24 protein-coding genes are annotated in these 25368 nt (G+C 73.3%); 10 read left to right on the top strand and 14 right to left on the bottom strand.

The genetic code is table 11. The features are described 5' to 3' along the window. Window positions 1–32: 32 nt before the first annotated feature. The 6 genes from ACWGKT_RS04810 to ACWGKT_RS04785 all read right to left on the bottom strand — a co-directional run bounded on the left by ACWGKT_RS04810 (window position 33) and on the right by ACWGKT_RS04785 (window position 5390). Window positions 33–1334: a hypothetical protein gene (locus ACWGKT_RS04810; RefSeq protein ID WP_453272465.1), complete on the bottom strand. Its 1302-nt coding sequence runs from the start codon at window positions 1332–1334 to the stop codon at window positions 33–35. Between the two features lie 2 nt (window positions 1335–1336). Further along, complete coding sequence (locus tag ACWGKT_RS04805; RefSeq protein WP_453272464.1) at window positions 1337–2410, bottom strand: hypothetical protein; 1074 nt, start codon at window positions 2408–2410, stop codon at window positions 1337–1339. Then, window positions 2407–3288, bottom strand: coding sequence for a COG1470 family protein (locus ACWGKT_RS04800; protein WP_453272463.1), 882 nt, complete (start codon window positions 3286–3288; stop codon window positions 2407–2409). The genes ACWGKT_RS04805 and ACWGKT_RS04800 overlap by 4 nt, the downstream gene beginning before the upstream one ends. 31 nt (window positions 3289–3319) lie before the next feature. After that, window positions 3320–4018 carry an LPXTG cell wall anchor domain-containing protein gene (locus ACWGKT_RS04795; protein ID WP_453272462.1) on the bottom strand — a complete coding sequence of 233 codons (699 nt, stop codon included), beginning with the start codon at window positions 4016–4018 and terminating at the stop codon, window positions 3320–3322. Between the two features lie 220 nt (window positions 4019–4238). Beyond that, window positions 4239–4808, bottom strand: coding sequence for an ATP-binding protein (locus tag ACWGKT_RS04790; RefSeq protein ID WP_356144284.1), 570 nt, complete (start codon window positions 4806–4808; stop codon window positions 4239–4241). Window positions 4809–5012: 204 nt separating this feature from the next. Further along, on the bottom strand, window positions 5013–5390 hold the full coding sequence (locus ACWGKT_RS04785; RefSeq protein ID WP_356144282.1) for an STAS domain-containing protein: 378 nt from the start codon (window positions 5388–5390) through the stop codon (window positions 5013–5015). Between the two features lie 250 nt (window positions 5391–5640). On the opposite strand from ACWGKT_RS04785, the gene ACWGKT_RS04780 reads away from it, so the two are divergent. Further along, entirely contained in the window at window positions 5641–6537 is an 897-nt protein-coding gene (locus ACWGKT_RS04780; protein WP_356144280.1) for an RNA polymerase sigma factor SigF, read from the top strand. A gap of 143 nt (window positions 6538–6680) precedes the next feature. Then, a complete protein-coding gene (locus ACWGKT_RS04775; protein ID WP_453272461.1) occupies window positions 6681–8270 on the top strand; it encodes a ricin-type beta-trefoil lectin domain protein in 1590 nt (529 codons plus the stop codon). On the opposite strand, the gene hutI is transcribed toward ACWGKT_RS04775, so the two are convergent. From hutI to hutU, 4 genes are all read right to left on the bottom strand, one after another. Then, entirely contained in the window at window positions 8271–9443 is a 1173-nt protein-coding gene (gene hutI, locus ACWGKT_RS04770) for an imidazolonepropionase (protein ID WP_453272460.1), read from the bottom strand. A gap of 62 nt (window positions 9444–9505) precedes the next feature. Next, window positions 9506–10867, bottom strand: a complete 1362-nt coding sequence (locus ACWGKT_RS04765; RefSeq protein ID WP_453272459.1) for a formimidoylglutamate deiminase — start codon at window positions 10865–10867, stop codon at window positions 9506–9508. Next, window positions 10864–12081 carry an allantoate amidohydrolase gene (locus ACWGKT_RS04760; protein WP_453272458.1) on the bottom strand — a complete coding sequence of 406 codons (1218 nt, stop codon included), beginning with the start codon at window positions 12079–12081 and terminating at the stop codon, window positions 10864–10866. The genes ACWGKT_RS04765 and ACWGKT_RS04760 overlap by 4 nt, the downstream gene beginning before the upstream one ends. After that, window positions 12078–13742, bottom strand: a complete 1665-nt coding sequence (gene hutU / locus ACWGKT_RS04755; RefSeq protein WP_356144272.1) for a urocanate hydratase — start codon at window positions 13740–13742, stop codon at window positions 12078–12080. Before hutU ends, ACWGKT_RS04760 begins: the two co-directional genes overlap by 4 nt. A 129-nt stretch (window positions 13743–13871) precedes the next feature. Here hutU and ACWGKT_RS04750 point away from each other — a divergent pair, with 129 nt between their 5' ends. The 5 genes from ACWGKT_RS04750 (at window position 13872) to ACWGKT_RS04730 (ending at window position 17750) form a co-directional block, all read left to right on the top strand. After that, window positions 13872–15452: a diaminopimelate decarboxylase gene (locus ACWGKT_RS04750; protein ID WP_453272457.1), complete on the top strand. Its 1581-nt coding sequence runs from the start codon at window positions 13872–13874 to the stop codon at window positions 15450–15452. Window positions 15453–15623: 171 nt separating this feature from the next. Beyond that, window positions 15624–16010: a hypothetical protein gene (locus ACWGKT_RS04745; RefSeq protein WP_235457609.1), complete on the top strand. Its 387-nt coding sequence runs from the start codon at window positions 15624–15626 to the stop codon at window positions 16008–16010. Beyond that, a complete protein-coding gene (locus tag ACWGKT_RS04740) occupies window positions 16007–16819 on the top strand; it encodes a transcriptional regulator (RefSeq protein ID WP_356144268.1) in 813 nt (270 codons plus the stop codon). Before ACWGKT_RS04745 ends, ACWGKT_RS04740 begins: the two co-directional genes overlap by 4 nt. 31 nt (window positions 16820–16850) lie before the next feature. Beyond that, the gene (locus ACWGKT_RS04735) at window positions 16851–17345 is read left to right on the top strand and encodes a roadblock/LC7 domain-containing protein (protein ID WP_235457611.1); all 495 of its coding nucleotides are present in this window, start codon (window positions 16851–16853) and stop codon (window positions 17343–17345) included. A 30-nt stretch (window positions 17346–17375) separates the two neighbouring features. After that, window positions 17376–17750, top strand: a complete 375-nt coding sequence (locus ACWGKT_RS04730) for a roadblock/LC7 domain-containing protein (RefSeq protein WP_235457612.1) — start codon at window positions 17376–17378, stop codon at window positions 17748–17750. A 25-nt stretch (window positions 17751–17775) separates the two neighbouring features. On the opposite strand, the gene ACWGKT_RS04725 is transcribed toward ACWGKT_RS04730, so the two are convergent. The 3 genes from ACWGKT_RS04725 to ACWGKT_RS04715 form a co-directional block, all read right to left on the bottom strand. Next, on the bottom strand, window positions 17776–18330 hold the full coding sequence (locus ACWGKT_RS04725) for a hypothetical protein (protein ID WP_453272494.1): 555 nt from the start codon (window positions 18328–18330) through the stop codon (window positions 17776–17778). 169 nt (window positions 18331–18499) lie between these two features. Next, window positions 18500–19360: a MurR/RpiR family transcriptional regulator gene (locus ACWGKT_RS04720; RefSeq protein WP_356144265.1), complete on the bottom strand. Its 861-nt coding sequence runs from the start codon at window positions 19358–19360 to the stop codon at window positions 18500–18502. Continuing rightward, the gene (locus ACWGKT_RS04715) at window positions 19357–20865 is read right to left on the bottom strand and encodes an aromatic amino acid ammonia-lyase (RefSeq protein ID WP_453272456.1); all 1509 of its coding nucleotides are present in this window, start codon (window positions 20863–20865) and stop codon (window positions 19357–19359) included. The genes ACWGKT_RS04720 and ACWGKT_RS04715 overlap by 4 nt, the downstream gene beginning before the upstream one ends. Before the next feature lie 179 nt (window positions 20866–21044). On the opposite strand from ACWGKT_RS04715, the gene ACWGKT_RS04710 reads away from it, so the two are divergent. Beyond that, complete coding sequence (locus ACWGKT_RS04710; RefSeq protein ID WP_453272455.1) at window positions 21045–21794, top strand: carbonic anhydrase; 750 nt, start codon at window positions 21045–21047, stop codon at window positions 21792–21794. Window positions 21795–21860: 66 nt separating this feature from the next. Continuing rightward, window positions 21861–22292: a hypothetical protein gene (locus ACWGKT_RS04705; protein ID WP_356144259.1), complete on the top strand. Its 432-nt coding sequence runs from the start codon at window positions 21861–21863 to the stop codon at window positions 22290–22292. 381 nt (window positions 22293–22673) lie between these two features. Here the strand turns inward: ACWGKT_RS04705 and ACWGKT_RS04700 are convergent, their stop codons facing one another. Continuing rightward, on the bottom strand, window positions 22674–24065 hold the full coding sequence (locus ACWGKT_RS04700) for a cystathionine beta-synthase (RefSeq protein ID WP_356144257.1): 1392 nt from the start codon (window positions 24063–24065) through the stop codon (window positions 22674–22676). 160 nt (window positions 24066–24225) lie between these two features. Here ACWGKT_RS04700 and ACWGKT_RS04695 point away from each other — a divergent pair, with 160 nt between their 5' ends. Then, window positions 24226–25257, top strand: a complete 1032-nt coding sequence (locus tag ACWGKT_RS04695) for an SGNH/GDSL hydrolase family protein (RefSeq protein WP_356144255.1) — start codon at window positions 24226–24228, stop codon at window positions 25255–25257. Window positions 25258–25368: the final 111 nt, after the last annotated feature.

Genomic DNA, 25368 nt, shown 5'->3' with positions numbered 1-25368 from the left:
CCCCCGGGGGGGGGGGCGCCCCTCCGCGCATGTCAGCGGGTCCGCCGTCCCGGCATGAACGTGAACACCGCCGCGCCCAGCAGGATCGCGGTGCCCGCCACCAGGCCGAGGGCCTTGAGGGCGCCGTGGTCGCTCGCGCCGGTCTCGGCCAGGCCGCCGCTGCCGCTGCTGCCGCCGGACGAGGAGCCGCCGGAGGTCGACGAGCCGCCCGAGGCACCGTTCGCCTGCTGCGTGGTGTCGAGAGTGAGGGACACCTCGGACTTGGTCGGCGTGCAGGTCGTCGTCGTCCCGAGGGCCTTGATGGTCAGGACGCCCGGGGACAGCGTCGACTCACCGCTCGCGCCCGGCTTGTAGGTGCCCGTCAGGTCCGGGATCTCGATCGGGTCGCCGGACTTGATGGGGGCGGAGTTGGTCGGCCCCTCCACATGCACGGTGCCCTTGTCGGCGCCGCCCAGGGCCACCTCCATCGACGGCTTCACGGAGTCGGCCGGAATGTCGGCGGGGCTGTCCATCACCGACTTCTTGAACTGCACGGTGAGGTCGAAACTCCCGCCGTTCTTCTTGGCGTTGATCTGCACGGGCGAGGTCGCGTTCTTGTCGCCGATGGGCGTCTTGCAGGCGTAGGGGACCTGGACCTCCTTGCCGGTGAAGTCGGTCTGGCCGGTGCCGTCGCTCGGGCTCGCCGAGGCGGAGACGCTGGAGGAGTTCGTCGGCGTGGGCGTGGCCGACTGCGTGGCCGAGCCCGTCGGCGTCGGCGTCGTACTCGACGAACTCCCGCCGCCCGCCGTCACCTGGATGGTCGCCGCCTTCTGCACGGTCTCCTTGGGCGTGCACTTGGTGTCCGTCGACATGGCGTTGACGGTGTACGCGTCCGGCGTCAGCGTCACCTCGCCGGGCGCCGTCAGCTTCAGGCTGCCCTTCATGTCGGACAGCACCATGGCAGCGCCCTTGGGGATCGGGGGGTTCTGCCGCGGCCCCTGCATCGCGATGTCGGACGTCTGCGCGCCGGCCGCCTTGAGCGTGCCGGACGGCTGCACCGAGTTGGCGGGCAGGTCGATGATGTTCGGGTTCTTCGACGCGGCCTGCGTGAACTTCCACACGACGTCGACGGTGTCGCCCACCTTCGCGGTGGCCGGCGCGGTGATCTCGACCTTGGTGGTGCCGTCGACGGGGTCGATGCCCGCGGGCGGTACGCAGTGCGTCGCGAACGACACCTCCGCGGCCTGGGCGGGCCCGGCGGCCAGGCTCAGCACGACACCCGCCGAGCCCAGTACCAGCGCCGCCGCCAGCGCGCCCGCCCGCCGTCCGCCGGCCGGTGTGACTCTCCTTCGCATACTCACGTGGGTCCCTTCGTGGTGGGAGTCGTAGGACTCGTCGGGCTGTCGTCGTGCGGTGCGGAGAGCCGACCGGCCGCCGTGCCCGGATCGGAGTCCGGGGTGAACCACGGCAGGGTCGAAGTCGAGGTGGCGGAGGTGTCCGGCGCGCGGAGTGCCGGCATCCGCAGGGCGAGCCGAGGGCGTCCCCGGTGGCGGACGCCGCCCGCCGCGCGCGGCCGTACCCGGTCCACCACCGCCATGCCGGCGCGGAACACGGCGGCCGGTACGACCAGGCAGACCAGGATCCAGAACAGCGTCACACCCCAGGGGCGGCCGACGCCCCAGGGCTGTTCGGCGAGGACCCTGCCGCCGTACTTGAGGGAGACGGTGTAGTCGCCGTGCGCCCCGGCCGAGATCTCGACGGGCAGGCTGATCCGTGCCTTCCCGCCGGGTGCGAGGGTGCCGCGCCACTGCTGGTCGTCCCACTGCGGGGCGAACACGCCGTGCGAGGTGCCGACCTGGAAGACGGGGTTCTTCACGGCGGACGAGCCGACGTTGCCGACGGTGAAGACGAGTGTGCGGGAGGGCGGGGCGCCGAACCAGGTCAACAGCCCGCCGGCGCCGGTGAGCCGGGTGTCGGTGAGGATCGAGAGGCGGCCGCCGGACGGTTCGGCGGGCAGCGGTTCCACCGCGTGGCCGGCGACCTGGAGGACGGCGTCCGCCTCGGCCTTCGCCCCGGTCGCGGTGGCCACGTGCACCACGCAGGGGCACGGCACCGGCGGCTCGGCGACCGGCAGTTTCTTGCCGAAGGCGCCCTCGGCGTCGGTGGTGACGGCCCTGCCGTCGCCGTTGGCGCAGGAGTTGGTGCCGCCGATCACGCCCCGGGACGGGGTGGCCTGCCCGCAGATCAGCACCATCAGCAGGGTGTGCGGGCGCCAGCCGCTGCCGCTGGCGGTGACCGAACCTCCGGTCCCGGCCTGGGAGGCGGACAGCCGCACCGTCGGGCCGTCCGCCGAGGCCGCCGGCGCCGCGAAGGGCAGCAGGAGCAGCGCGAGCACCGCCGCCAGCGCGGGGATCCGCAGTCTGCCGCTCACCTCACCGCTCCCGTCAACTCGGCCCGCGCGCCCTCGGACGCGGTCGTCGGCTCGGGCTCGGGCCCGCGGCGCCCACGACGCCCGCGATGTCGTACGACCAGGCCGGCCCCGGCGAGGGAGACCAGCCCCGCGCCCAAGGCCACGGCGCCCCACGGCACGAACCGCGCGGACACCTCGGCCGAGTCGCGCGCGCCGCCCTCGGCCGTCACCGTCAGCCGTACGTCGACGGCGTCCAGGGCGGGCCGCCCGTGCCACGGTTCGTCGAGGGTCAGGCGGCGGCCCGGCGCCAGACGGACGGGCAGGGTGCGCGGGGCGCGGTCCAGGACCCGTCCGAAGACGCCGTCGGCGCGCACCGCGAGGGTCGGTACGAGGACGGTCGTACCCCGGTTGACGAGGTCGTAGGTGATGCGGTCGGCGTGTACGGCGACATGCTCGACGGTCAGCGCGGACAGCGCGGGGCCGGTCACGCGCAGGCGGACGGGGACGGTGGCGGTCCGGCCGTGGTCGTCCCGTGCGGTGATCGCCGCGGGGCGGTCGCCGGGGGCCGCCTGCGCCGGGACGGCCAGGGTGAAGGGGACGTCGGCCCGGGTGCGGGCGGGCACGCGGAGGCGGGTGCCGGCGAAGGTGACGCGCACGCCGGTGCCGCGCAGCCGTACCGTGACCGGCTTTCCGCCCGGGTTGGTCACGGACACCGTGTCCCGCAGGACCGTCCCGGGCGTGCCCTCCGCGTAGAAGGACGGGCGTCCACCGCCGGCGGGCGCGAGGGACCAGCCCCCGTGCCCTTCGAGCAGGGGGGATCCCCAGGCGGCCGCGGCCTGCGGCGCGGTGGCGAGCAGGGTCAGCAAGGACAGGCACAGGGCACGGGCGGCGGACGGCATCGGCGGCTCCAGCGGTCGAGGACCCGGGTGTTCAGCGACGTACGGTCTGGTTCCGCCGCGTCAGCCACAGGGCGCCCGCCGCGCCCGCGAGCAGGACGGTACCGCCGAGCGTGCCGAGCGCGATCGCCGAGTCCTCGGGGCCGGTCTGCGGCAGTTGGCCGCCGGAGTCGGTGCCGCTCTGCGAGCCGCCCTGGGACGTCCCCGTGGATCCGCCCGCACCGGCCGCCGTCACGTCCAGGCTCAGGGACGGCTTGGGGTTGTTGGCCGGCGTGCAGGTGGTGGTGGTGCCGAGCGCCTTGATGGTGAGCACGCCCGCCGTGAAGGTGACCTTGCCGGTCTTCTTCGGCGTGTAGGTGCCGCTCAAGTCGTTGATCTTGATGGGCGTGTTGGCGGGGATCGCGGCCTGGTTGGCCGGTCCGGACACCGCGAGCGTGCCGCTGTCGGCGCCGCCGAGCTTGATGGTGGCGCTCGGGCTCATCGCGCCCTTGCCCAGCTCGACCGGGCTGGAGGAGACGCCCTTCTGCCAGGACATGGTGATCTTGTATCCGCTGCCGCTCTTGACGCCCTTGATGTCGATCGGCGAGACGGCGCTCTTGTCGCCGATCGGTGTCTTGCACTGGTAGTTGACGTCGACGACGTCGGCCCGGGCCGCCGGGGCGGCCAGCAGCACCACCGAGCCGGCCAGCGCCGCGGCGGAGGCGAGCGCGGCGGCTCGTTTGGGGTACGACACGGCGGTCCACCTCGTTCCTGACGGCACATCAGATCGGCCGTCAAGGTACGCCCGGGGTCGTGAGGAAGGAAGACACGGCGCACCCCGGAGTTGTGACGATCCGGCGTGCGCGAAAGGGGGTTCGAGTGGAGAGAGGGGTCGCCGGTGACGACGGCCCGGGGCGCGGGGCCGAGGGAGGGCGGGCGCCGGGCGGGCGGCGGCGGAGGCCGCCCGTCACGTCCTACGCGGGTGCGCCCAGCTCCGCCCACACCGTCTTGCCCGCCACGCCCGGGGTGCGGACGACCCCCCAGTCCAGGCACAGCCGCTGCACGATGAACATGCCGTGCCCGCCGGGGCGCCCGGCCCGGTGCGGGGTGCGGGGTGCCGGCTGGCCGGTGCCCCGGTCGGTGACCTCCAGCCGGATCACCTTGTCGTCGCAGGCGAGGAACAGCTCCTCGGGACCCTCGGCGTGCAGGCACGCGTTGGTGACCAGCTCGGAGACGACGAGGAGGACGTCCTCGGCGGCGGCGCGCCGGTCGGCCGTAGCGGCGGGCAGCCAGCCCCACGCGTACAGCGCCTGGCGCGTGAAGTCGCGCGCCAGCGGGACGACCCCGCTCTCGCCGACCAGGCGCAGCCTGCGGACCTGACGGCCCTCGGAGCCTTCCGACGACACGGTCGACGTGGCCGACACGTTCGATACGGCCGCCCCCACGGACCCGCCGGTCCGCGGCGCTTCCCCCTCGGACGCCCCGGAAGCACCGCTGGGCTCCGGGCCGCGGTCGCCCGGCGAGCAGGGCCGGGTGGTGCTCATCAGCGCTTCACCTCACCGATTCACCAGTTCACGATTCACACGATGCAGAGGTCTGTATCGCTCGATACCTGTCACTACGTACGTCGTACGCAGGGCGTTCGCCGGTTCCACGACCCCCGTGGCCCAACAGGTCCAGGATGTCTCCTGCCCGGCAGATCCGGCGAAACACCCCCCTGTCCGGCGCGGCCGCGACACGGCCTCGGGTCAGCCGCTTTCCTCGGCCAGGGCCGCCTCGACGGAGTCGTGGACGGTGAAGACCGCCTCCGCCCCTGTGATCTCGAACACCCGGGCCACCACCGGCAGCATCCCCGCCAGGTGCACCCCGCCCCCGGCGGCCTCCGCCTTCAGGCGGGCACCGAGCAGCACGTTCAGACCGGTGGAGTCACAGAACTCCAGCCGCGAGCAGTCCACGACGAGCCGTGAGAAACCCTTCGCCAGCAGGTCGTCGAGTGGCTCACGCAACAGATCGGCGGTGTGGTGATCGAGCTCACCCGCCGGCGTCACCACCGCGCTGGAGCCCTCTTGTCGCACCTCCACCAGAAGCCGGCCCGACTGTGCGCTGCCGACCGTCCCGTGGTCCATGCGTCTCTCTCCCGAGGTCGTGCCTGCCCTGCTCAACGTTCTCGAACACTACGCCTTCCCTACGCCGTCCGACACCCGAACAACCGCCCACAATCGGACATATAGCCACAGAATGTACTTGCGATGGGGTCCGGAAAGCGGGTAGGGCTAGTAGGGACACGTAACCGACACGGCCGGCTTTGGAGGCGCCGCACACCGCAGTGCACGTGAACGGCTTCGGCAGCCTTATGCCGAGAACGATGGAGGCACCATGTCACCCCGGCTCGACGCATCGCATACCCGGACGGCGACGTCGACACCCCCTCCGGAACAACTGGATCCCTTCGCGGACCACGCGGATCCCCTGGACGGGCTCCCCGAGATCCCGCCGTACGACGAGGTCGGTCCGGTGGACGCACGGGCCCTCTCCAAGACGCTGTTCGAGCGGCTGGAGTCCCTCGAAGAGGGCACCCACGAATACGCGTACGTCCGCAACACGCTGGTCGAACTCAACCTCGCGCTGGTCAAGTTCGCCGCCTCCCGGTTCCGCTCCCGCAGCGAGCCGATGGAGGACATCATCCAGGTCGGCACGATCGGCCTGATCAAGGCGATCGACCGCTTCGAGCTCTCCCGCGGTGTCGAGTTCCCCACTTTCGCGATGCCGACCATCATCGGTGAGATCAAGCGCTTCTTCCGCGACACCTCGTGGTCGGTGCGCGTCCCGCGCCGGCTCCAGGAGCTGCGGCTCGATCTCGCCAAGGCCGGGGACGAGCTCGCCCAGCGGCTGGACCGCGCCCCCACGGTGGCGGAGCTCGCGGAGCACCTGGGCCTGTCCGGGGACGAGGTCGTCGAGGGCATGGCCGCGTCCAACGCGTACACGGCCTCCTCGCTGGACGCCCAGCCCGAGGAGGACGACTCCGAGGGCGCGCTCGCGGACCGCATCGGCTACGAGGACCACGGGATCGAAGGCATCGAGTACGTCGAGTCCCTGAAGCCGCTGATCGCCGAACTCCCGCACCGGGACCGGAAGATCCTGTCCCTGCGCTTCGTCGCGGGCATGACCCAGTCGGAGATCGGCGACGAGCTCGGCATCTCGCAGATGCACGTGTCGCGGCTGCTGTCACGGACGTTGGTACGACTCCGCCGGGGACTGACCTTGGAGGAATGAGCCTCCCGTCGCGCAGGGGCCACTCGGGTTACCCATAGAAACACCTTCCCCCAAAGGCCCCCCTCCACCACTATGGGCACGCCAAACCGGCCGGTACGTCAACGAGGACGCGCCGGCCGCACGGGGTGCAAGGAGGCGCGGACATGGGCCAGGGCGTCGACCCGGCCGACGACGGTGACGTCGACGACACACACGCGGGTACGGACGAGTCGCACGCGGACGCTCCGGACGCGCGGCTGACGGAGCTGCTGCGGGCCCGCACGGCGACCGCGTATCCGGCGCTGCGCGAGCTGCGTCGGCGCCACGGCGCCGCCGTCCATGCCTATGCCGGCCTGTGCACGGCGAGCGAGTCGTCGGCGCGGCAGCTGGCGATGCAGGTCTTCACCACGGCGGCGCGGGAGACGGCACGCGGAGTGGAGCCGCAGGTACCCCTGCGGCACCAACTCCTGCTGCTGACCGCCCGGCTGGCCGCCTCCTGGGCGCAGGACCAGCGGTCGGCGGGCCTGGACCCGGCCCTCCTGCTGATCCTCAACACGTCCCGGCTCCCCGGGGGCCCGGTCCCGCCGATGCTGGAGGCGTTCCGTTCGCTTCCCTCCCGCGGCCAGGGCCTGATCTGGTACGGGATCCTGGACGGCGAACCCGAGGACACGACGGCCACCTTCCTCGGCGCGAGCCGCGAGGACGTGCGGTACGGCACGCCGCAGGCGCTGCAGACCCTCGCCCAGGCCTGTCTGAAGTCCCGGCTGGCCGCCTCCGACGACCCGCGCTGCGGCGACTTCCGCCGGCTCATCGAGGAGTCGGCCCGTCCGGAGAACCCCCGCTACAGCGCCGACCTGCACGCCCACATGGCGCACTGCCCGCACTGCACGGCCGCCTACGAGGACCTCACCGCCCTGCGGGACGCGCCGCGGGCGGCACTTGCGGAGGGGCTGCTGCCGTGGGGCGGGGCGGCGTACATCCGGGGCGCCGCGCCGGACGGCGGCCCGCCGGTCGCGAGCGAATCGCGCGGGCACGGGAGCCGGCCGCCCGGGCGGCGCGTGCTGTTGACCTCGGCGGCCCTCGGCGTGGCCCTGGCGCCGCTGCTGGTCCTGCTGCTGTCGCCGACGGGTTCGCGGCACCAGAACGAGGCGGCGACGGTGACACCCACGAGCCCGCCGGTGACCGTGACGGCGACGGCCACGGTCTCCGCGCCGCCCCCGTCCCCCACCTCCGAGTCCCCGTCCCCGTCCCCGACGAAGACTTCGCGTCCGCCGGTCACCCCGTCCACCACGCCGAAGCGCAAGCCGAAGCCGAAACCCAGCCCGACCCCGACCCCGACGTTCGCGCCCCCGGGCAGCGCCTACGCCCAGGTGGTGAACGCCGCCACGGGCCGCTGCCTGGACGTCGACGGCGGCTGGTTCGACAACGGCACGGATGTCATCACCGCCACCTGCACCGGCTCACCCACCCAGCGCTGGCGCGTCGACTCCGACCGCGGTGTCCTGCAGTCGGCCGCGGATCCCGACTACTGCCTGGACAGCCGCGGCTCCGTCGATCGGGGCGTCGGCATCTGGACGTGCGACTCGGTGTACGGGCGCAACGGCCAGAACCTCCGGTTCGACGTGGACTCCGACGGAGTGATCCGCCCGGAGATCGCCATCGAGACGGGCCTGACCGCGCACGGCGACGACTGGCCGTCCCTGGACCCGTTGAACGGGGGGTCGGCGCAGCGCTGGCACGCGGGGGCCGCCTGATCAGACCTCGCGCACGCCCGCCCGCCACACTCCGCCGACCAGGGGAACTCCCGGCCGGTAGGCCAGGTGCACATGGCTCGGTGCGTCGAGCAGGATCAGGTCGGCGCGCGCCCCGGGGGCGAGGCGGCCGATGTCGTCCCGGCGCAGCGCCGCCGCACCGCCCGCCGTGGCCGACCAGACCGCCTCGTCCGGGGTCATGCCCATGTCCCGTACGGCGAGGGCGACGCAGAACGGGACCGACGAGGTGAAGGAGGAGCCCGGGTTGCAGTCCGTGGACAGGGCGACCGTGACGCCCGCGTCCAGCAGACGGCGGGCGTCCGGCCACTCGGCGCGGGTGGAGAACTCGGCGCCGGGCAGCAGGGTGGCGACCGTGCGGCCGCTCGCGAGGGCGTCGACGTCGGCGTCGGTCAGGTGGGTGCAGTGGTCGGCGCTGGCCGCGTCGAGCTCGACGGCCAGCTGGACGCCGGGGCCGTAGGAGAGCTGGTTGGCGTGGACGCGGGGGTGCAGGCCCCTGGCCTTGCCCGCCGTGAGGATCGCGCGGGCCTGGTCTCCGTCGAAGGCGCCCTTCTCGCAGAAGACGTCGACCCAGCGGGCGTGCGGGGCGCAGGCGTCGAGCATCTCGCCGGTGACCAGGGCGACATAGGCGGCGGGGTCGTCGGCGTAGTCCGGCGAGACGATGTGGGCGCCCAGGTAGGTGACCTCGTCCGTGTGCCGGGCGGCGATGCGCAGGGCGCGGGACTCGTCGGCGACCGTCAGGCCGTACCCGGACTTCGTCTCGAACGTCGTCGTGCCCTGGCGGAGGGCCTCGGCCAGATAGCGGGTGAGGTTGGCCTCCAGCTCCTCGTCAGTGGCGGCGCGGGTGGCGGCGACCGTGGTGCGGATGCCGCCCGCGGTGTAGGAGCGGCCCGACATACGGGCGTTGAACTCCTGCGTGCGGTCGCCCGCGAAGACCAGATGGGAGTGGGAGTCGACGAAGCCCGGCAGCACCGCCCGGCCGCCGGCGTCGACGCGATTGTCAGTGGCGGGTGTTTTGCTGGATTCACCGGTCCACACGACGCGGTCGCCGTCGATGACGACGGCCGCGTCCTGGATCAGACCGAGGGGAGTTCCGTCACCGAGGGAGGGGTCGTTGGTGACCAGCGTGGCGATGTTGGTGATGGCGGTGCTGCTCATGGCGTCGTCCTTGGGGTCCTCGGCGTCCTTGTCGGTGGCCGGTGTGGGTGGGGGTTTCGGGGTCAGCCGCGCAGCGCGTCGACCGCGGCCGCCAGTGCCTGCGGGACGTCGGGGACGAGCGTGTGCGCACCGTCGCGCACGACGTGCCGCCCTCCCACGATCGTGTGCCGTACGTCCGCTGCCGTCCCGGCGAATACGGCGGTCTCGGCGCCGAGCCTGGGCAGTGGCCCGGCGGTCCTGACCGAGTCGAGCGCGATCGTCGTCAGGTCGGCGAGCGCGCCGGGCTCGATGGTGCCGGCCCCGTCCCAGCCCAGGGCCGCGTGACCGTCGGCCGAGGCCGCGCGCAGCAGTGCCGCGGCGGTCCAGTGACCCCGGGTGCGGGTGCGCAGCCGCTCGTTCAGCTCCATCGCGCGGGCCTCTTCGAGCAGGTCGATGACGGCGTGGCTGTCGGAGCCTAGGGAGAGGGGCGAACCGGCCCGCTGCAGGGCGACGGCGGGGCCGATGCCGTCGGCCAGGTCGCGTTCCGTCGTCGGGCACATGCAGGTGCCGGTGCCCGAGCCGCCGATGAGGGCGATGTCCTCGTCGGTGAGGTGGGTGTTGTGCACGCCGGTGGTGCGCGGCCCGAGGACGCCGTGGTCGGCGAGCAGCCGGGTGGGCGTGCGGCCGTGCGCCTGGAGGCAGGCGTCGTTCTCGGCGGTCTGCTCGGACAGGTGCACATGGAGCGGGGCCCGCCGCTCCTCGGCCCACCGGGCCACCGTCGCCAACTGGTCCGCGGGAACGGCCCGTACGGAGTGGATCGCCGCCCCGATCCGTGCGTGATCGCGTTCCTTGAGAACTGAACAGCGTTCGGCCCAGGCCTCCGCGCTGCCGTCGGAGAAACGGAGCTGGTGGGCGTTGGGCGGCTGCCCGAAGCCGGAGGAGAGGTAGGCGGTGTCGAGGAGGGTGATGCGGATACCGGCCTCGGCGGCCGCCGCGACGAGCGCCTCGCCCATGGCGTTCGGGTCGTTGTACCGGGTGCCGCCGGGCGCGTGGTGCACGTAGTGGAACTCACCGACCGAGGTGACGCCCGCCAGCGCCATCTCGGCGTACACGGCGCGCGCGAGGGCGTGGTAGGTCTCCGGGGTCAGCTGGTCGGCGAAGGAGTACATCACCTCGCGCCAGGTCCAGAAGGTGCCGGAGCCGACCTGGACGGTGCCGCGCAGGGCCCGGTGGAAGGCGTGGCTGTGGGCGTTGGCGAGGCCGGGCAGGGTCAGTCCGCGCAGGATCTCGGCGCCCGGGGGCGGGGTGGGCACATCGGTGCGGACGGTGGTGATCCGGCCGTCCGCGCCCGCGGCGGAGCCGCTGATCGACACCGTGAGGGCCACGCCCGGCTCGACGTGGGTGTCGAGCCAGGCGTGCTCCAGCCAATAGGTCCGTGTGGTCACCTGCAGGCCAGCCCTTCCAGTACGTCGGCGAGCGCCGTCACCCCGGCCAGGCAGTCGTCCTCGGCGGCGAACTCGGCCGGGGAGTGCGAGACGCCGGTGGGGTTGCGCACGAACAGCATGGCGGTCGGGATGCTGCCGGAGAGGATTCCGGCGTCGTGTCCGGCGCCGGTGCCCAGGACGGGCACCGTCAGCTCGGTGTCCTGGCCGAGGATGCGGGCCAGTTCGTCGCGCAGGGCGTGGTCGAACTCGACGACGGGCGTGAAGGACTCACGGGTGACGTCGAGGTCGACGCCGTGCGCGGCGGCGTACTCCCGCGCGGCCTTCTCCACACCCGTGACCACGGTGTCCAGGGTCTCCTGGTCGGCGGCGCGGGAGTCGAGCCAGCCGCGCACCAGCGAGGGGATCGCGTTGACGCCGTTCGGCTCGACGGAGATCTTGCCGAAGGTGGCGACGGCGCCGGCGAGTTCGGCCTCGCGGCGGGCGGCGAGCACGGTCTCGGCGTACGACAGCATCGGGTCGCGCCGGTCCACCAGCCGGGTCGTGCCGGCGTGGTTGGCCTCGCCCCGGAAGTCGAACCGCCAGCGGCCGTGCGGCCAGATGGCGCTGGCGATGCCGACCCGGTCGCCGGACAGGTCCAGGGCCCTGCCCTGCTCGACGTGCAGTTCGACGAAGGCGCCGATGCGGGCGAGCCGCTCGGGGTCCGGTCCGATGGCCTCCGGGTCGTACCCGGCGGCCTCCATCGCCCTGGGCAGGGTGACGCCCTCGCCGTCGGTCAGGCGGTGCGCCTGCTCGACGGTGAGCTGCCCGGCGGTCAGCCGTGAGCCGACGCAGGCGAGCCCGAACCGGGCGCCCTCCTCGTCGCCGAAGTTGGTGATGGCGAGGGGCTTGGCGAACCGCGCTCCCCTGTCGCGCAGTTCGTCGAGGGCGGCGAAGGAGGACACGACCCCGAGGGGCCCGTCGAAGGCTCCGCCGTCCGGTACGGAGTCGAGGTGCGACCCGGTGACGACGGCGTTCCCCGCGGTGGGGTCACCGAGCCAGGCCCACTGGTTGCCGTTCCGGTCGACCTCGTAGGTCAGCCCGCGCGCCTCGGCCTGCTCCTTGAACCAGGCGCGGCAGTCGGCGTCGGCACCGGTCCAGGCGTAGCGCCGGTAGCCGCCGGAGGCGGAGCTGCGGCCGACCGGCAGCAGCTCCGTCCACATGCTGTGGAAGGTCACGCGTCGTCACCTTCACGCATCGGCACGCGCACGCCCCGCTCCTGCGCGACCGACTCCGCGATGTCGTACCCGGCGTCCACGTGCCGGATGACGCCCATGCCCGGGTCGTTGGTGAGGACACGGCGGATCTTCTCGCCCGCCAGCTTCGTGCCGTCGGCCACCGAGACCTGGCCGGCGTGGATGGAACGGCCCATGCCGACGCCGCCGCCGTGGTGGATGGAGACCCAGGAGGCGCCGGAGGCCACGTTGACCATGGCGTTGAGCAGCGGCCAGTCGGCGATGGCGTCGGAGCCGTCGAGCATGGCCTCGGTCTCGCGGTACGGGGAGGCGACGGAACCGCAGTCGAGGTGGTCGCGGCCGATCGCCAGCGGGGCCGCCAGCTCGCCGGAGGCCACCATGTCGTTGAAGCGCTCACCGGCCTTGTCGCGCTCGCCGTAGCCGAGCCAGCAGATACGGGCGGGCAGGCCCTGGAAGTGGACGCGCTCGCCGGCCATCTTGATCCAGCGGTGCAGGGACTCGTTCTCCGGGAAGAGCTCCAGGATCGCCTTGTCGGTCTTGGCGATGTCCGAGGCCTCGCCGGACAGGGCGGCCCAGCGGAAGGGGCCCTTGCCCTCGCAGAACAGCGGGCGGATGTAGGCGGGGACGAAGCCGGGGAAGGCGAACGCGCGGTCGTAGCCGGCCAGCTGGGCCTCGCCGCGGATGGAGTTGCCGTAGTCGAAGACCTCGGCACCGGCGTCCATGAAGCCGACCATCGCCTCGACGTGCTTGGCCATCGACTCACGGGCGCGGGTGGTGAAGCCGGCCGGGTCCTTGGCCGCGGCGGCGGCCATGTCCTCGAACTCCACACCCAGCGGCAGGTACGACAGCGGGTCGTGGGCGGAGGTCTGGTCGGTGACGATGTCGATCGGGGCGCCCTCGGCGAGCATGCGCGGCAGCAGCTCGGCGGCGTTGCCGAGCAGTCCGATGGAGAGCGGACGGCGGGCGTCGCGGGCCTCGACGGCGAGCTGGAGGGCGTGCTCCAGGGAGTCGGCCTTCACATCCAGGTAGCGGTGCTCGATGCGGCGCTCGATGGCGCGCGGATCGCAGTCGATGCAGATCGCGACGCCGTCGTTCATGGTGACGGCGAGCGGCTGGGCGCCGCCCATGCCACCGAGGCCGGCGGTCAGGGTGATGGTGCCGGCCAGGGTGCCGTTGAACTTCTTCGCGGCGACGGCGGCGAAGGTCTCGTAGGTGCCCTGGAGGATGCCCTGGGTGCCGATGTAGATCCAGGATCCGGCGGTCATCTGGCCGTACATGGTCAGACCCAGGGCCTCCAGACGGCGGAACTCCTCCCAGTTGGCCCAGTCGCCGACCAGGTTGGAGTTGGCGATCAGGACACGCGGGGCCCACTCGTGGGTCTGCATGACGCCGACCGGGCGGCCGGACTGGACCAGCATGGTCTCGTCCTGCTTGAGGGTGCGCAGCGTGCGGACCATGGCGTCGAAGGAGCGCCAGTCACGGGCGGCCTTGCCGGTGCCGCCGTAGACGACGAGCTTGTCGGGGTGCTCGGCGACCTCGGGGTCCAGGTTGTTCTGGAGCATCCGAAGGGCGGCCTCCTGCTGCCATCCCAGGGCGCTCAGTTCCGTACCGCGCGGCGCTCGTACGGGGCGGGGTCCTGACATGGTCTGCCTCCTAGCGGATTGCTCCCAGTGGATTTTTACTGCGGTTATTCACATCCTCGCGCCCTGAATAGAACTAGTCAATACATCGGCGCGCCAGCGTGAGCGCGTCGCGAGTGTTTGGCTGGATGCATGGGCACGGCAGACGACAGCACGGGGGGCGCTGTGGACGGTGACACGGGCAGGTACGGGGGCGTGGGCGGCGCGGCCGGGTACGGGGGCCGCGTCGGTGACGGTGACGCGGACGGGCACGGAGGCGGCGGCGCGGGCGGCTACGCGGTCGGCGACGGCGGTGCGGGCAGGCGTGGAAGCGACGGCGCGGGTGGGCGCGGCGCGGGCAGCGGTGCGGGCGAGTACGGGGGCGACGGACAGCGGGTCGTGCGGCGGGACGAGGCCGTGCGGGCCGCGGTGGAGCGAGGGCTGCTCGGGCCCGCGGCGCCCGTGGTCGGGCTGCTGGACGTGGCCGGTATCCGGGAGTCGGCGGCGGCGCTGCGGGCGGCCTTCGACGCGGTACTGGCGCCGGGGACGCCGGTGCTGCACGCCTTCGCGGTGAAGGCGACCCCGCTGGTGCCGGTGCTGCGGCTGCTCGACGCGGAGGGCATCGGCGCGGAGGTGGCCAGCCCCGGCGAGCTGGCGCTGGCCCGGGCGGCGGGGGTGCCGCCGACCCGTACCGTCCTGGACTCGCCCGCCAAGACGCCGGCCGAGCTGCGCGAGGCGCTGGCGCTGGGGATCGCCGTCAACGCGGACAACCCGCAGGAGCTGGAGCGCATCGACGCCCTGATGCGGTCGGCGCCCAGCCGCTCCCCGCTCGGGATCCGGGTCAATCCGCAGCTCGGCGGCGGTTCCATCGAATCGACCTCGACGGCGACGGCGACCTCGAAGTTCGGGGTGGCGCTGCGCGACGAGGGGGCCCGCGAGTGGGTCGTACGGGCGTATCTGGACCGGCCGTGGCTGACCCGGCTGCACGCGCACACCGGCTCGCAGGGCATCCCGCTGCCGCTGATGGCGCGCGGTGCGGCGGAGACGTACGCGCTCGCCGAGGAGATCAACGCGCGGGCCGGACGGCGGCAGATCGACACCCTGGACATCGGCGGCGGGCTGCCGGTGAACTTCGCCTCGGACGCGACGACGCCGACGTACGCGCGGTACGCGCGGCTGCTGCGGGAGGCCGTGCCGGGGCTGTTCGACGGGCGGTACGGGCTGGTGACCGAGTTCGGGCGGTCGCTGCTGGCCAAGCACGGGACCGTGGTGGCACGGGTGGAGTACGCCAAGAGCGCCGGCGGGCGACGGGTCGCGGTGACCCACGCGGGCGTGCAGGTGGCGACGCGGACGGTGTACGTGCCCGCCGCCTGGCCGCTCAGGATCGTGGCGTACGACGCGAAGGGGCGGCCCAAGTCCGGGTCCGAGGTGGTCCAGGACGTCGCGGGCCCGGCCTGCTTCGCGGGCGACCTGCTGGCCGAGGCGCGGGCGCTGCCGCGTCTGGACCAGGGCGACTACGCGGCGGCGCTGGACACGGGCGCGTACTACTTCGCCCACCACTACGCCTACAACTCCCTCGCCCGGCCCGGGATCTACGGCTTCGCGCCGGACGGTGCCGGGGGCACGGCCTTCGCGACGGTGCGCGAACCGCAGACCCTGGACGAGATCGTGGCCGAGGCCGGAGGGGCGCACGCATCGGCCCTCACCACCCTGCGCACACCAGAAAACCGCTGACGCACTCCCGTCGCGCCCGCGATGAACGTGCCTGAAATCAAGGCAAGTTGACCCACCTTAGTACGCCGACGGCAAGTTCCACCGGGAAATGCTGGAAGGCTCACTCCCCCCGCACACGGTGCGTAGCCTCACAGTCACTCAGCCGGAGTCCCAGGTGGGAGGGGAACCGCGGTGCCCGGAATCGACGAGTGCCTGCTCGAAGCCATGCGCGTGCCCGGCGCCAGGGGCGCCGCACTGGTGGACTGGACGAGCGGGCTGGCGCTGGGCACCGTCGGGGAAGCCCCCGGCGGCGACCACGAGACGACCGCGGCCGAGGCCGCCGAGCTGGCCCGGCTGGCCGCCGAGCACGGGGCGTTCGCGGCCGAGCCGGACGGCGAACGACCCCCGGTCGAGGACCTGATCGTCAGCAACCGGGACAGCTACCACCTGCTGCGGTTCGTGGTCACGTCCTTCGACAGCACCGTGTTCCTGCATCTGTGGCTGGCCCGTGACGAGGGCAACCTCGCCCTCGCCCGGATCCGGCTCGGGGAGATGGCGGATCGGCTGGTGCTGGCATGACCATGGTCGGCACCCCTCCCCCGCCACCGCTGCCGGTGCGGGACAAGGAGGGCGGACAGGGGCGGACCCAAGGTGCCCTGTCGCCGATGCTGAGCCGGCTCGCCGACGAGCGCGCCACCGGCGTCCTCATCCGCGAGCACGGCACGCTGCACCTGTCCGACGGTCACGTGGTGCACGCCGAGAGCCGCCTCGCCCCCGGTCTCGACCTGCTCCTGACGGCCCACGGCCCGCTCGGCACGGCGGACTGGCAGCAGGCGGGGCGCCGGACCGACAGCCTGCCCGGCGCCGCCCGGCTGCTGCTGGACGCCGGTCGGCTGACCACGGGCGTGCTGGAGCTGTGCCACCTGGGCGCGCTGTTCGACGCGGGGTACTTCGCGCTGGCCCCGAGCAGCGCCCCGGGCCGCTTCCGCTACGGCATCGCACCCGGTCCGGCGCCCCTGCGTCCGGTCCCGGTCACCGCCCTGGAGCGGGAGACCGTGCGCCGCCGCGAGCTGCTGCACCGCATCTGGCCGGACCCGGCCACCGACAGCGCGCCGCTGATCCGGGCCGACCCCGTCGCCGCCCCGCCGGTCACGTCCCGCCAGCGCGCGGTCCTGGAGCTGGTGGACGGCGTGCGGGCGGCACCGGACATCGCACGGGAGCTGGGCAGACGGACGTTCCAGACGCTGGTGGACGTGCGGCGGCTGGCGGCGGCCGGACTCGTCGCACCGGGCACGGCGCCCGGACCGTCACCCCCACCCCTGCCCCAGGTCACCGACCCCGACATCGCGCTGCTGAAGAGGCTCAGAGATGCGCTGGAGGCCCTTTGAACGCCAACGACCCGCCGAGAGGAGACACCTGATGGCGGCCGAGCCCGAGATCGACGCCGTCCTGGACGAACTGCGCCGGCTGCGCAGCCGCGTCCCCCAGCTCACCGGCACCCTGGCGGCCGGCGTCGACGGTCTCGTCATCGCCCACGACACGCCCGGTGTCGACCCGGAGGGCCTCTCGGCGCTCACCGCGGCCGCGCTCGGGGTCGCCCGGCGGATGTCGGACGCCACCGACCAGGGCGGCTTCCGGGAGCTGCTGGTCCGGGGCGCGGACGGCTACGTCGCCACCTACGCGGCCGGCGAGACCGCCGTACTGACCCTGCTCGCCGAGGACCGGGTCAACGTCGGCCGGCTGCACCTGGAGGGCCGCCGGGCGGGCGCCCGGATCGGACAGCTGGTCGACGCCGCCGAGGCCGCGGCGGCCAAGCGGTCCGCCCGGACGGAGGCCAGGTCCACCGCCCGCACCAGAACCACCCGCACACCGCGCACCAGCGCGGTCACCGAACCGCGAACCACTACCGACTAGTCGAATCACACAGAACGAGGGAGCACCGTCATGGCCAACACCGAAACCGCGCTGAAAGAGGCCCTCACCTCCATCGAGGGAGCCACGGGCGTCGCGCTCGTCGACTACACCAGCGGCATGGCACTGGGCACGATGGGCGGCGGCAAGAGCTTCGACCTGAACGTGGCCGCCGCCGGAAACACCGATGTGATCCGGGCCAAGATGCGCACCATGGAACACCTCGGCCTGAAGGGCGAGATCGAGGACATCCTGATCACCCTGTCCAACCAGTACCACCTGATCCGGCTGCTCAAGGGCCGCGGCGGCAACGGGCTGTTCCTCTACCTGGTGCTCGACCAGGCCCGCGCCAACCTGGCGATGGCCCGCCACCAGCTGAAGAGGATCGAGGAGGTACTCGAAGTCTGAGGCCGCTCGCGGGCCAGGACCGCGGTCAGACGCGTGCGGCGGTGCGGCGGCGGGTCCCGCCCGGGGCCGCGTCGCCCGCGGCGATGCCCGTGCCGCGGTAGCCCTTGGCGGCCTTGCCGGCCGGGCTCCCGCCGCGCCGGTCGAGCCAGTCGACGCGCAGCCACAGCAGCTGCTCCCCGGCCCGTTCGCGCCGGCCGAGCCAGGCCGCCTTCAGCCACAGCCCGGTGCCCGTCCCGGCGAGCAGCATGCCGCCGGCCGCGGGCACCACGAAGGAGCTGCCCAGCGCGACGGCGAAGGCGAGCAGCAGCCACCACCGGTGGCCCCGGCGCCAGTTGCGCGCGGTCACCGCGCGGTCCTGGAGCAGGTCGTGCTTGCCCGCGCGGGCCGTGCCTTCGGCGAGGGTGGTGTAGCGCCGTCGGCGCGTGAGCGCCACGACCGCGGCGCCGACGAGGAACAGGGCGGCCCCGGCCGGCAGGCCGATCCCCCGCCCGGTCACCCCGGACGGCACGGCTCCGATGCCCGCCGCGAACACCCCGCACCACCACAAGGGCGCCGCCCCGGCCCGTACGACGACGGCCACCCGGGCCAGGGCCTGCCCTCCGCGTACGCCGCGTACGCCGCGTCCTCCGCGCTCCCGGCGCTCTTCACGTACTCCGCGCGCCACGTTCCGCCTCCTCGTCCTCGCGGCACAGTTCCCGTCGGGCGGGCAGGCTAACGAGCCAAGGTGAGACGACTCTGAGAGACGCGCGTCACTCCACGAACAGCCCCCGGGCCGCCGCCCGCGCGTCGAACTCCTCCAGCCGTACCTGCGCCTCGGGCAGGTCGTCGCACATGGCCTCCAGCAGCACCCGCCCCAGCAGCATCGGCGCGCACGCCGTGTCGAAGGCGAGGCCGGTGCCGACGGCGGCGGGCAGCAGCAGGTCGGAGTACTTGGCGACCGGCGCGAACGCCGAGTCGGCGACCGTGACCACGGCCAGCCCCGCCTCCTTGGCGTAGGAGAGGGTGTCCACGACCTCGCGCGGATGCCGCGGCAGCGCGAAGCACAGCAGCGCGGAGGCGCCCGCGCGGACGGCGCCGTCGATGCGGTCGTGGATCATCGTGCCGCCCTCGTCCAGCAGCCGGACGTCCGGGTGGACCTTGCCGGCGAAGTACGCGAAGCCGTACGCCTGGGAGGCCGCGGCGCGCAGCCCGAGCACGGGCAGCGGGCGGGAGGCGGCGAGCAGCCGGCCGGCCTCCTGCACGGGGCGCGGATCGGCCAGCATCTGGGCCAGATGCCGCAGGTTCTCGATCTCGGCCTCGACGGCCTGCTGGTACTCGTTGTACGACCCCGAGCCCGGCGCCGGTTCGGCGGGCACGACCTCGCGCAGGTGCCGGCGCAGGGCCGGGTAGCCGTCGAAGCCGAGGGCCACGGCGAAGCGGGTCACGGACGGCTGGCTGACCCCGGCCAGTTCGGCCAGCTCCACGCTGGACAGGAACGGCACATCGGCGGCGCGCCGCACCATGCTGTGCGCGATGCGCCGCTGGGTCGGCGTGAGCCGGTGCCCCTCGAAGAGCGTCTGCAGCCGGGTGGCCGGGCTGTCCGCCACTCCCGCGCTCCTGTCCACACTCATGACGTGCTCCCCCTCCAGATGACCGTGAACCGGTCCAGCAGTCGGGCCGCCGCGCTCACGTCGTCCGTGAGCGGCCGGTCGGCCGGGTCCTCGTCGAGCACCGACTCGGCGACGGCCAGCGCCCGCCCCGCCGGAAGCTCCGGGTCGGGCTTCAGGTCGCGCTGGCGCAGTGCCCGTACGGCGGCGACGAGTTCGCAGCCGACCACCAGACGGTACGCACCGCAGGCACGCAGCGTCTGCCGGGCGGCGAGGGAGGCGAAGCTGGCCTGTTCCTCGACGCCCCGGGAGAGTACAGCGTGCCCGAGGGAGGCGGGCGCGGAGAAGGCGCGCAGATCGCCGAGGGCGGCTCCGGCGGCGTACTCCAGGATCATCACGCCGGAGGAGGCGGGCTCCTGGTCGGCGAGGAAGGGGCGCAGGCGGGTGTAGGCGGGCTCGTTGAGGGTGGACAGGCGGGACGTGGACAGGCGGGCCACCTGGGTCACGGCCAGCCTGAAGTGGTCCAGGGCGAGGGCGAGCTGGGCCTGGTAGAAGCCGCCGTGGTGGTAGGCGGCCAGATCCTCGGGGGAGATGAGCGGGTTCTCCGCGGCCGCGTTGATCTCGACCGTGAGCACCTGCTCCAGGGCGTCCGCCGCGTCCTGGGCGGGGCCGTGGATCTGCGGCAGGCAGCGGAAGCCGTACGGGTCCTGGATGCGGCCGAGCGGCGGCGCCGGCCGGTCCGCCGCGCCGATCAGCTCCCGCATCCGGCGGGCCACGTCGACGCTGCCCCGGTGCGGGCGGGCGGCGTGCACGGGGGCGGCGTACGCCTCGTGCGAGCCGTCCACGGCCAGCAGGGACAGGGCGGCCACGACCTGCGTGGCTCCGATGAGCCCGCGCAGCTCGTGCAGGGCGAGCGCGGACTGGCCGAGGGTGAGCGCGTTGCTGCTGATGAGGGCGAGGGCGTCGTTGTTGTCCAGCGGCTGGGCGGCGGGGGCGCCCGGCCCGCACCACGGGTGCTCCCCCGCCAGCGCGAGCCCCAGCTGCGCCAGCGCCGCGATGTCGCCGGTGCCGACCGAGCCGAACTCGTTGACCACCGGGTAGGCGCCCGACTCCAGCGCCTCGCACAGGGCCGTGACCACGCCGGGCCGCAGTCCTGCGCCGCCGGCGAGCAGCTGGTTGGCGCGCACGGCGAGCATCGCCCGCACCTGGCGGGCCGGGAGCGCCTCGCCGATGGCGCCGGCGTGGCTGCGCAGCAGGCGCAGACCGTGTCCGGCGGCGGCCTCGGTGGGCACGTCCTCGGTGCGGTTGGCGCCCACGCCGGTGGAGCGGCCGTACACCCGTCCGCCGGCCGCTATCCGCAGGGCGGCGGTCCAGGACTCCTCCACCCGGCGCAGTGCGTCGCCCGCCGGAACCGGGCGGGCGGTCGCGTCGGCGAGGCGTACGACGTCCTCGACGCCGAGGCCCCTCCCGTCGAGGACCACGGGTCCGGACCGCACGGATCCGGGTGCGTCCATCGTGCGCGACGCCATCACACCCCAGCTCCCCTCGATCCTGACCTCGCCCTTTGATGGCCTATTCACTCACCAAGAACTCTGCATGACGATATACAGCCGGGCAAGAGCCAAGCGTTATTAAAAGGGCACACAGGGTGACCGTCCGGATGCTTACGGTGAAGTAGCGCATCCAGCACGACACCCGAGGAAGCCGCATGGCCTGGAACCGCAGGGCCTTTCTGACGGCCACCGCCGTCGGCGCGCTGGCCGCCGCCCCCTCGGCGGCGGCCGACACGCCCCGTCCGCTCCCACCCGACGTACCCCGCCCCCGCCCACCCGACGTACCCCGCCCCCGCCCGCCGGACGCACCCCGCAGCACCTCGTCGAGGTCCTCGCCGGCCACCGCCCGCGCCGCGCTCGACGCCCTGCTGGCCGGCAACCGGCGCTTCGCCTCCGGCCACTGCCGGTACCCGCACCAGGACGGCGGGCGGCGCCGCACGCTGGCCCCCGGGCAGGACCCGTTCGCGGTGATCGTCGGCTGCGTCGACTCGCGCGTGCCGCCGGAACTGGTCTTCGACCAGGGGCTCGGGGACCTGCTGTGCATCCGGACGGCCGGCGAGGTCCTCGACGAGGCGGTGCTCGGCTCCGTCCAGTACGGCGTCCAGGAGCTGGGCATCCCGCTGGTGCTGGTGCTCGGACACGAGCGGTGCGGGGCGGTCGCCGCGACCCTGGACCACCTGCGCACCGGGGCGCTCGTGCCGGACCACCTCCAACTACTGGTCGCCGAGATCGCCCCCGCCGCGCGCCGGACCCACGCGGTCCCCGGCGACTGGGCCGAGCACGCGATGCGGGCGCACACGGCCTGGGTCCGCGACGCCATCCGCGCGGACCCGGCGTTCGCGCCGGCGCACATCGCCGCCGCCCGCTTCGACCTCGACACCGGACTCGTCTCCCTGCTGCCCTGAACCCCCGCGCGGACAGGGGGGTTAGCCCCAGTGCGACGGGCGGCCCGGCTCCCTAACCTGGCCCGTATGACGGGAATCGAAGCGCGGGACGCCGACCTGAAGAAGGAACTCGACGCCACGCTGCAGGCGCGCCGGGAACTGGGCGAGGAGTACGAGTCCGCCCTGGTCGACTCGTTCCTGGAGAAGGTCGACCAGCGCATCGACGGCGCGGTCGAGCGCCGGCTGCGCAGGCAACTCGCCGAGCAGCAGATGCAGGTCGCGCGTGGCGCCCGGTCCCCGAAGCCCACCGACACCTGGGGCGAGCGGTTCGGCTTCGGCATCATCTCGCTGGTGCTGGCGATCCCGCTGTCCGCGATCGGCGGCGGCATCGGCCACCTGCCCGGACTGCTCGTCGCCTGGGGCGGCATCGTCGGCGTCAACGCGGTCCAGGCCGCGCGCACCACTCCCGGCCTCTTCCGCCGCCGCAGGTCCTCCCAGGACAGTGACTGGGAGGAGTGACGGTCCGTCACAGGTGCCGACCGGCCGACGGATCGTCGAACCGCGCGCGTTGAAAGAGATGTGCGCGGGGACCGCCGCACCCCCGTTGCCGGGGGGCGGGACGACGGCGGTCCCCGCGAGGGACGCGGGCCGGGTCAGGGCCGGGCTGCGCGTCCGTGGCGTCCATGGAGGTCCGGGAGCCGCTCCGGAGGTCCTAGGCGCCGTTCGGCGCCGGCCGGGGCGGGGAGCCGCTCCCGCCCTGCCGACACCCCCTAATGTGCCGGACCCGTGTTAAGCGTGTGCTGCGCGCACGTGACACGCTCGTACCACTTCCGCGAAGTCCACCGCTTGGACAGGAAACCGCAAGTTCCCCTCCGCCACGGGCCGGTCACCGGAGGTTCGCTACGCCTTTCCGCCCTTGGCCAGGAAGGCCAGCAGGTCCTGCCGGCTGACCACACCGGTCGGCTTGCCCTCGACGAGGACGATCGCCGCGTCCGCCGTGCCGAGCACGTTCATCAGGTCGCCTACCGGCTCGCCGGAGCCGACCTGGGGCAGCGGGGCGCACATGTGCTTCTCCAGCGGGTCCTCCAGCGAGGCCCGCTTGTTGAACAGGGCGTCGAGCAGCTCCCGCTCCACGACCGAGCCGACGACCTCGGCGGCCATCACGTCCGGGTGACCGGCGCCCGGCTTCACGACCGGCATCTGCGAGACGCCGTACTCGCGCAGCACCTCGATCGCCTGGCCGACGGTCTCCTCGGGGTGCATGTGCACGAGGGAGGGGATGTGGCCGCCCTCCTTGTGGTCGAGGACGTCGGCGACGCGGGCGCTGGAGCCCTCGTCCTCCAGGAAGCCGTAGTCGGCCATCCACTCGTCGTTGAAGATCTTGCTGAGGTAGCCGCGCCCGCTGTCGGGGAGCAGGACGACCACGACGTCGTCGGGACCGAGCCGCTCGGCGACCCGCAGCGCTGCGACCACGGCCATGCCGCAGGAGCCGCCCACCAGGAGCCCCTCCTCCTTGGCCAGGCGGCGGGTCATCTGGAAGGAGTCCTTGTCGGACACGGCGACGATCTCGTCGGCGACGGTGCGGTCGTAGGCGGTCGGCCAGAAGTCCTCACCGACGCCCTCGACCAGGTACGGCCGCCCGGAGCCGCCGGAGTACACGGAGCCCTCCGGGTCCGCGCCGACGACCTGGACCTTGCCGTCGCTGGCCTCCTTCAGGTAGCGGCCGGTGCCGGAGATGGTGCCGCCGGTGCCGACGCCCGCCACGAAGTGGGTGATCTTCCCCTCCGTCTGCTCCCACAGCTCGGGGCCGGTCGAGTGATAGTGCGAAAGGGGGTTGTTGGGGTTGGAGTACTGGTCGGGCTTCCAGGCGCCGGGCGTCTCACGCACCAGCCGGTCCGACACGTTGTAGTACGAGTCCGGGTGCTCGGGGGCCACGGCGGTGGGGCACACGACGACCTCGGCGCCGTAGGCCCGCAGCACGTTGATCTTGTCCGTGCTCACCTTGTCCGGGCACACGAAGATGCACTTGTAGCCCTTCTGCTGGGCCACGATGGCGAGCCCGACGCCGGTGTTGCCGCTGGTCGGCTCGACGATCGTGCCGCCCGGCTTCAGCTCCCCGCTCTCCTCGGCGGCCTCGATCATGCGCAGGGCGATGCGGTCCTTCACGGAGCCGCCCGGGTTGAAGTACTCCACCTTGGCCAGGACGGTGGCCTGGATGCCCTTGGTCACGCTGTTGAGCCTCAGCAGCGGGGTGTTGCCGACGAGGCTGATCATCGAGTCGTGGAATCGCACCGTTGTCTCCGGTTGCTTGCAAAAAATGTGGTCTCAGTGGTTCCGCCAGCCTACGGCCACCGGGTGCGCCGCGGCGGGCGTTCACTCCCTGTTGAGATTGGCCGACGGGCTGTACGGGGCAAGGAGTGGTTGTACGGCTACGAGGAGGTGGCGGCGACGCATGACGAACATGTCCAGGGCGAGGGTGGCCCGGCGTATCGCGGCCGGTGCGGCGTACGGCGGCGGCGGGGTCGGGCTGGTCGGTGCGGCCGCCGTGGGGCTGTTGCTGGCCGAGGTCCAGATGGCCAAGCGCCATGTGGGCAACGGCACGGACAACCACGTCCCCACGGCGGAAGGCCTGTACGGCCTCTCCTACTCCGTCCCGGGCGAACCGCCCCTGCGCATGACACTGCTGGGTGACTCCACGGCGGCGGGGCAGGGCGTGCACCGGGCGGGCCAGACGCCGGGCGCGCTGCTGGCGTCGGGCCTGTCGGCGGTGGCCGAGCGCCCGGTGGACCTGCGCAACGTCGCGCTTCCCGGGGCTCAGTCCGACGACCTGGACCGCCAGGTCGCCCTGGTCCTGGCCAGTCCGTTCCCCACCCCGGACGTCTGCGTGATCATGGTCGGCGCCAACGACGTCACCCACCGGATGCCCCCGACGCGCTCGGTGCGCCATCTGTCGGCGGCGGTACGACGGCTGCGCACCGCCGGTGCGGAGGTGGTGGTGGGCACCTGCCCCGACCTGGGCACCATCGAGCTGGTGCAGCAGCCGCTGCGCTGGCTGGCCCGCCGGGCCTCGCGGCAGCTGGCGGCGGCCCAGACGATCGGGGTGATCGAGCAGGGCGGCCGCACGGTGTCGCTCGGCGACCTGCTGGGCCCCGAGTTCGCGGCGAACCCGCGGGAGCTGTTCGGCCCCGACAACTACCACCCCTCCGCCGAGGGGTACGCGACGGCCTCGATGGCGCTGCTGCCGACGGTGTGCGCGGCGCTGGGGCTGTGGCCCGCGGACGAGGAGCGGCCGGACGTCTCGCGGCGCGAGGGCTTCCTGCCGGTCGCGCGTGCCGCCGCCGAGGCGGCGGCGGAGGCCGGCACGGAGGTCACGGCGGCCATGCCCACCGGTCCGCGCGGGCCGTGGGCGCTGCTGAAGCGGCGGCGCAGGCGGCGGGTGCCCGAGCCGGAGCCGACGACCGAGCCGTCGACGCAGCCTTCGTGAGAAAAGCAAGCGCTTAGAAAATTGCGGCCAGTGTCACATCGCGACACCGGTGACCGACAAGGTACGTACGGGTAACTTCCCAAGCAGCCCTGCCCATCCCCGTACCGTTGA

The sequence above is a fragment of the Streptomyces sp. NPDC054794 genome (genome assembly GCF_053611585.1).
The sequence above is the reverse complement of the archived record's forward strand: the minus strand, read 5'-3'. Positions and strand labels throughout refer to the sequence as shown.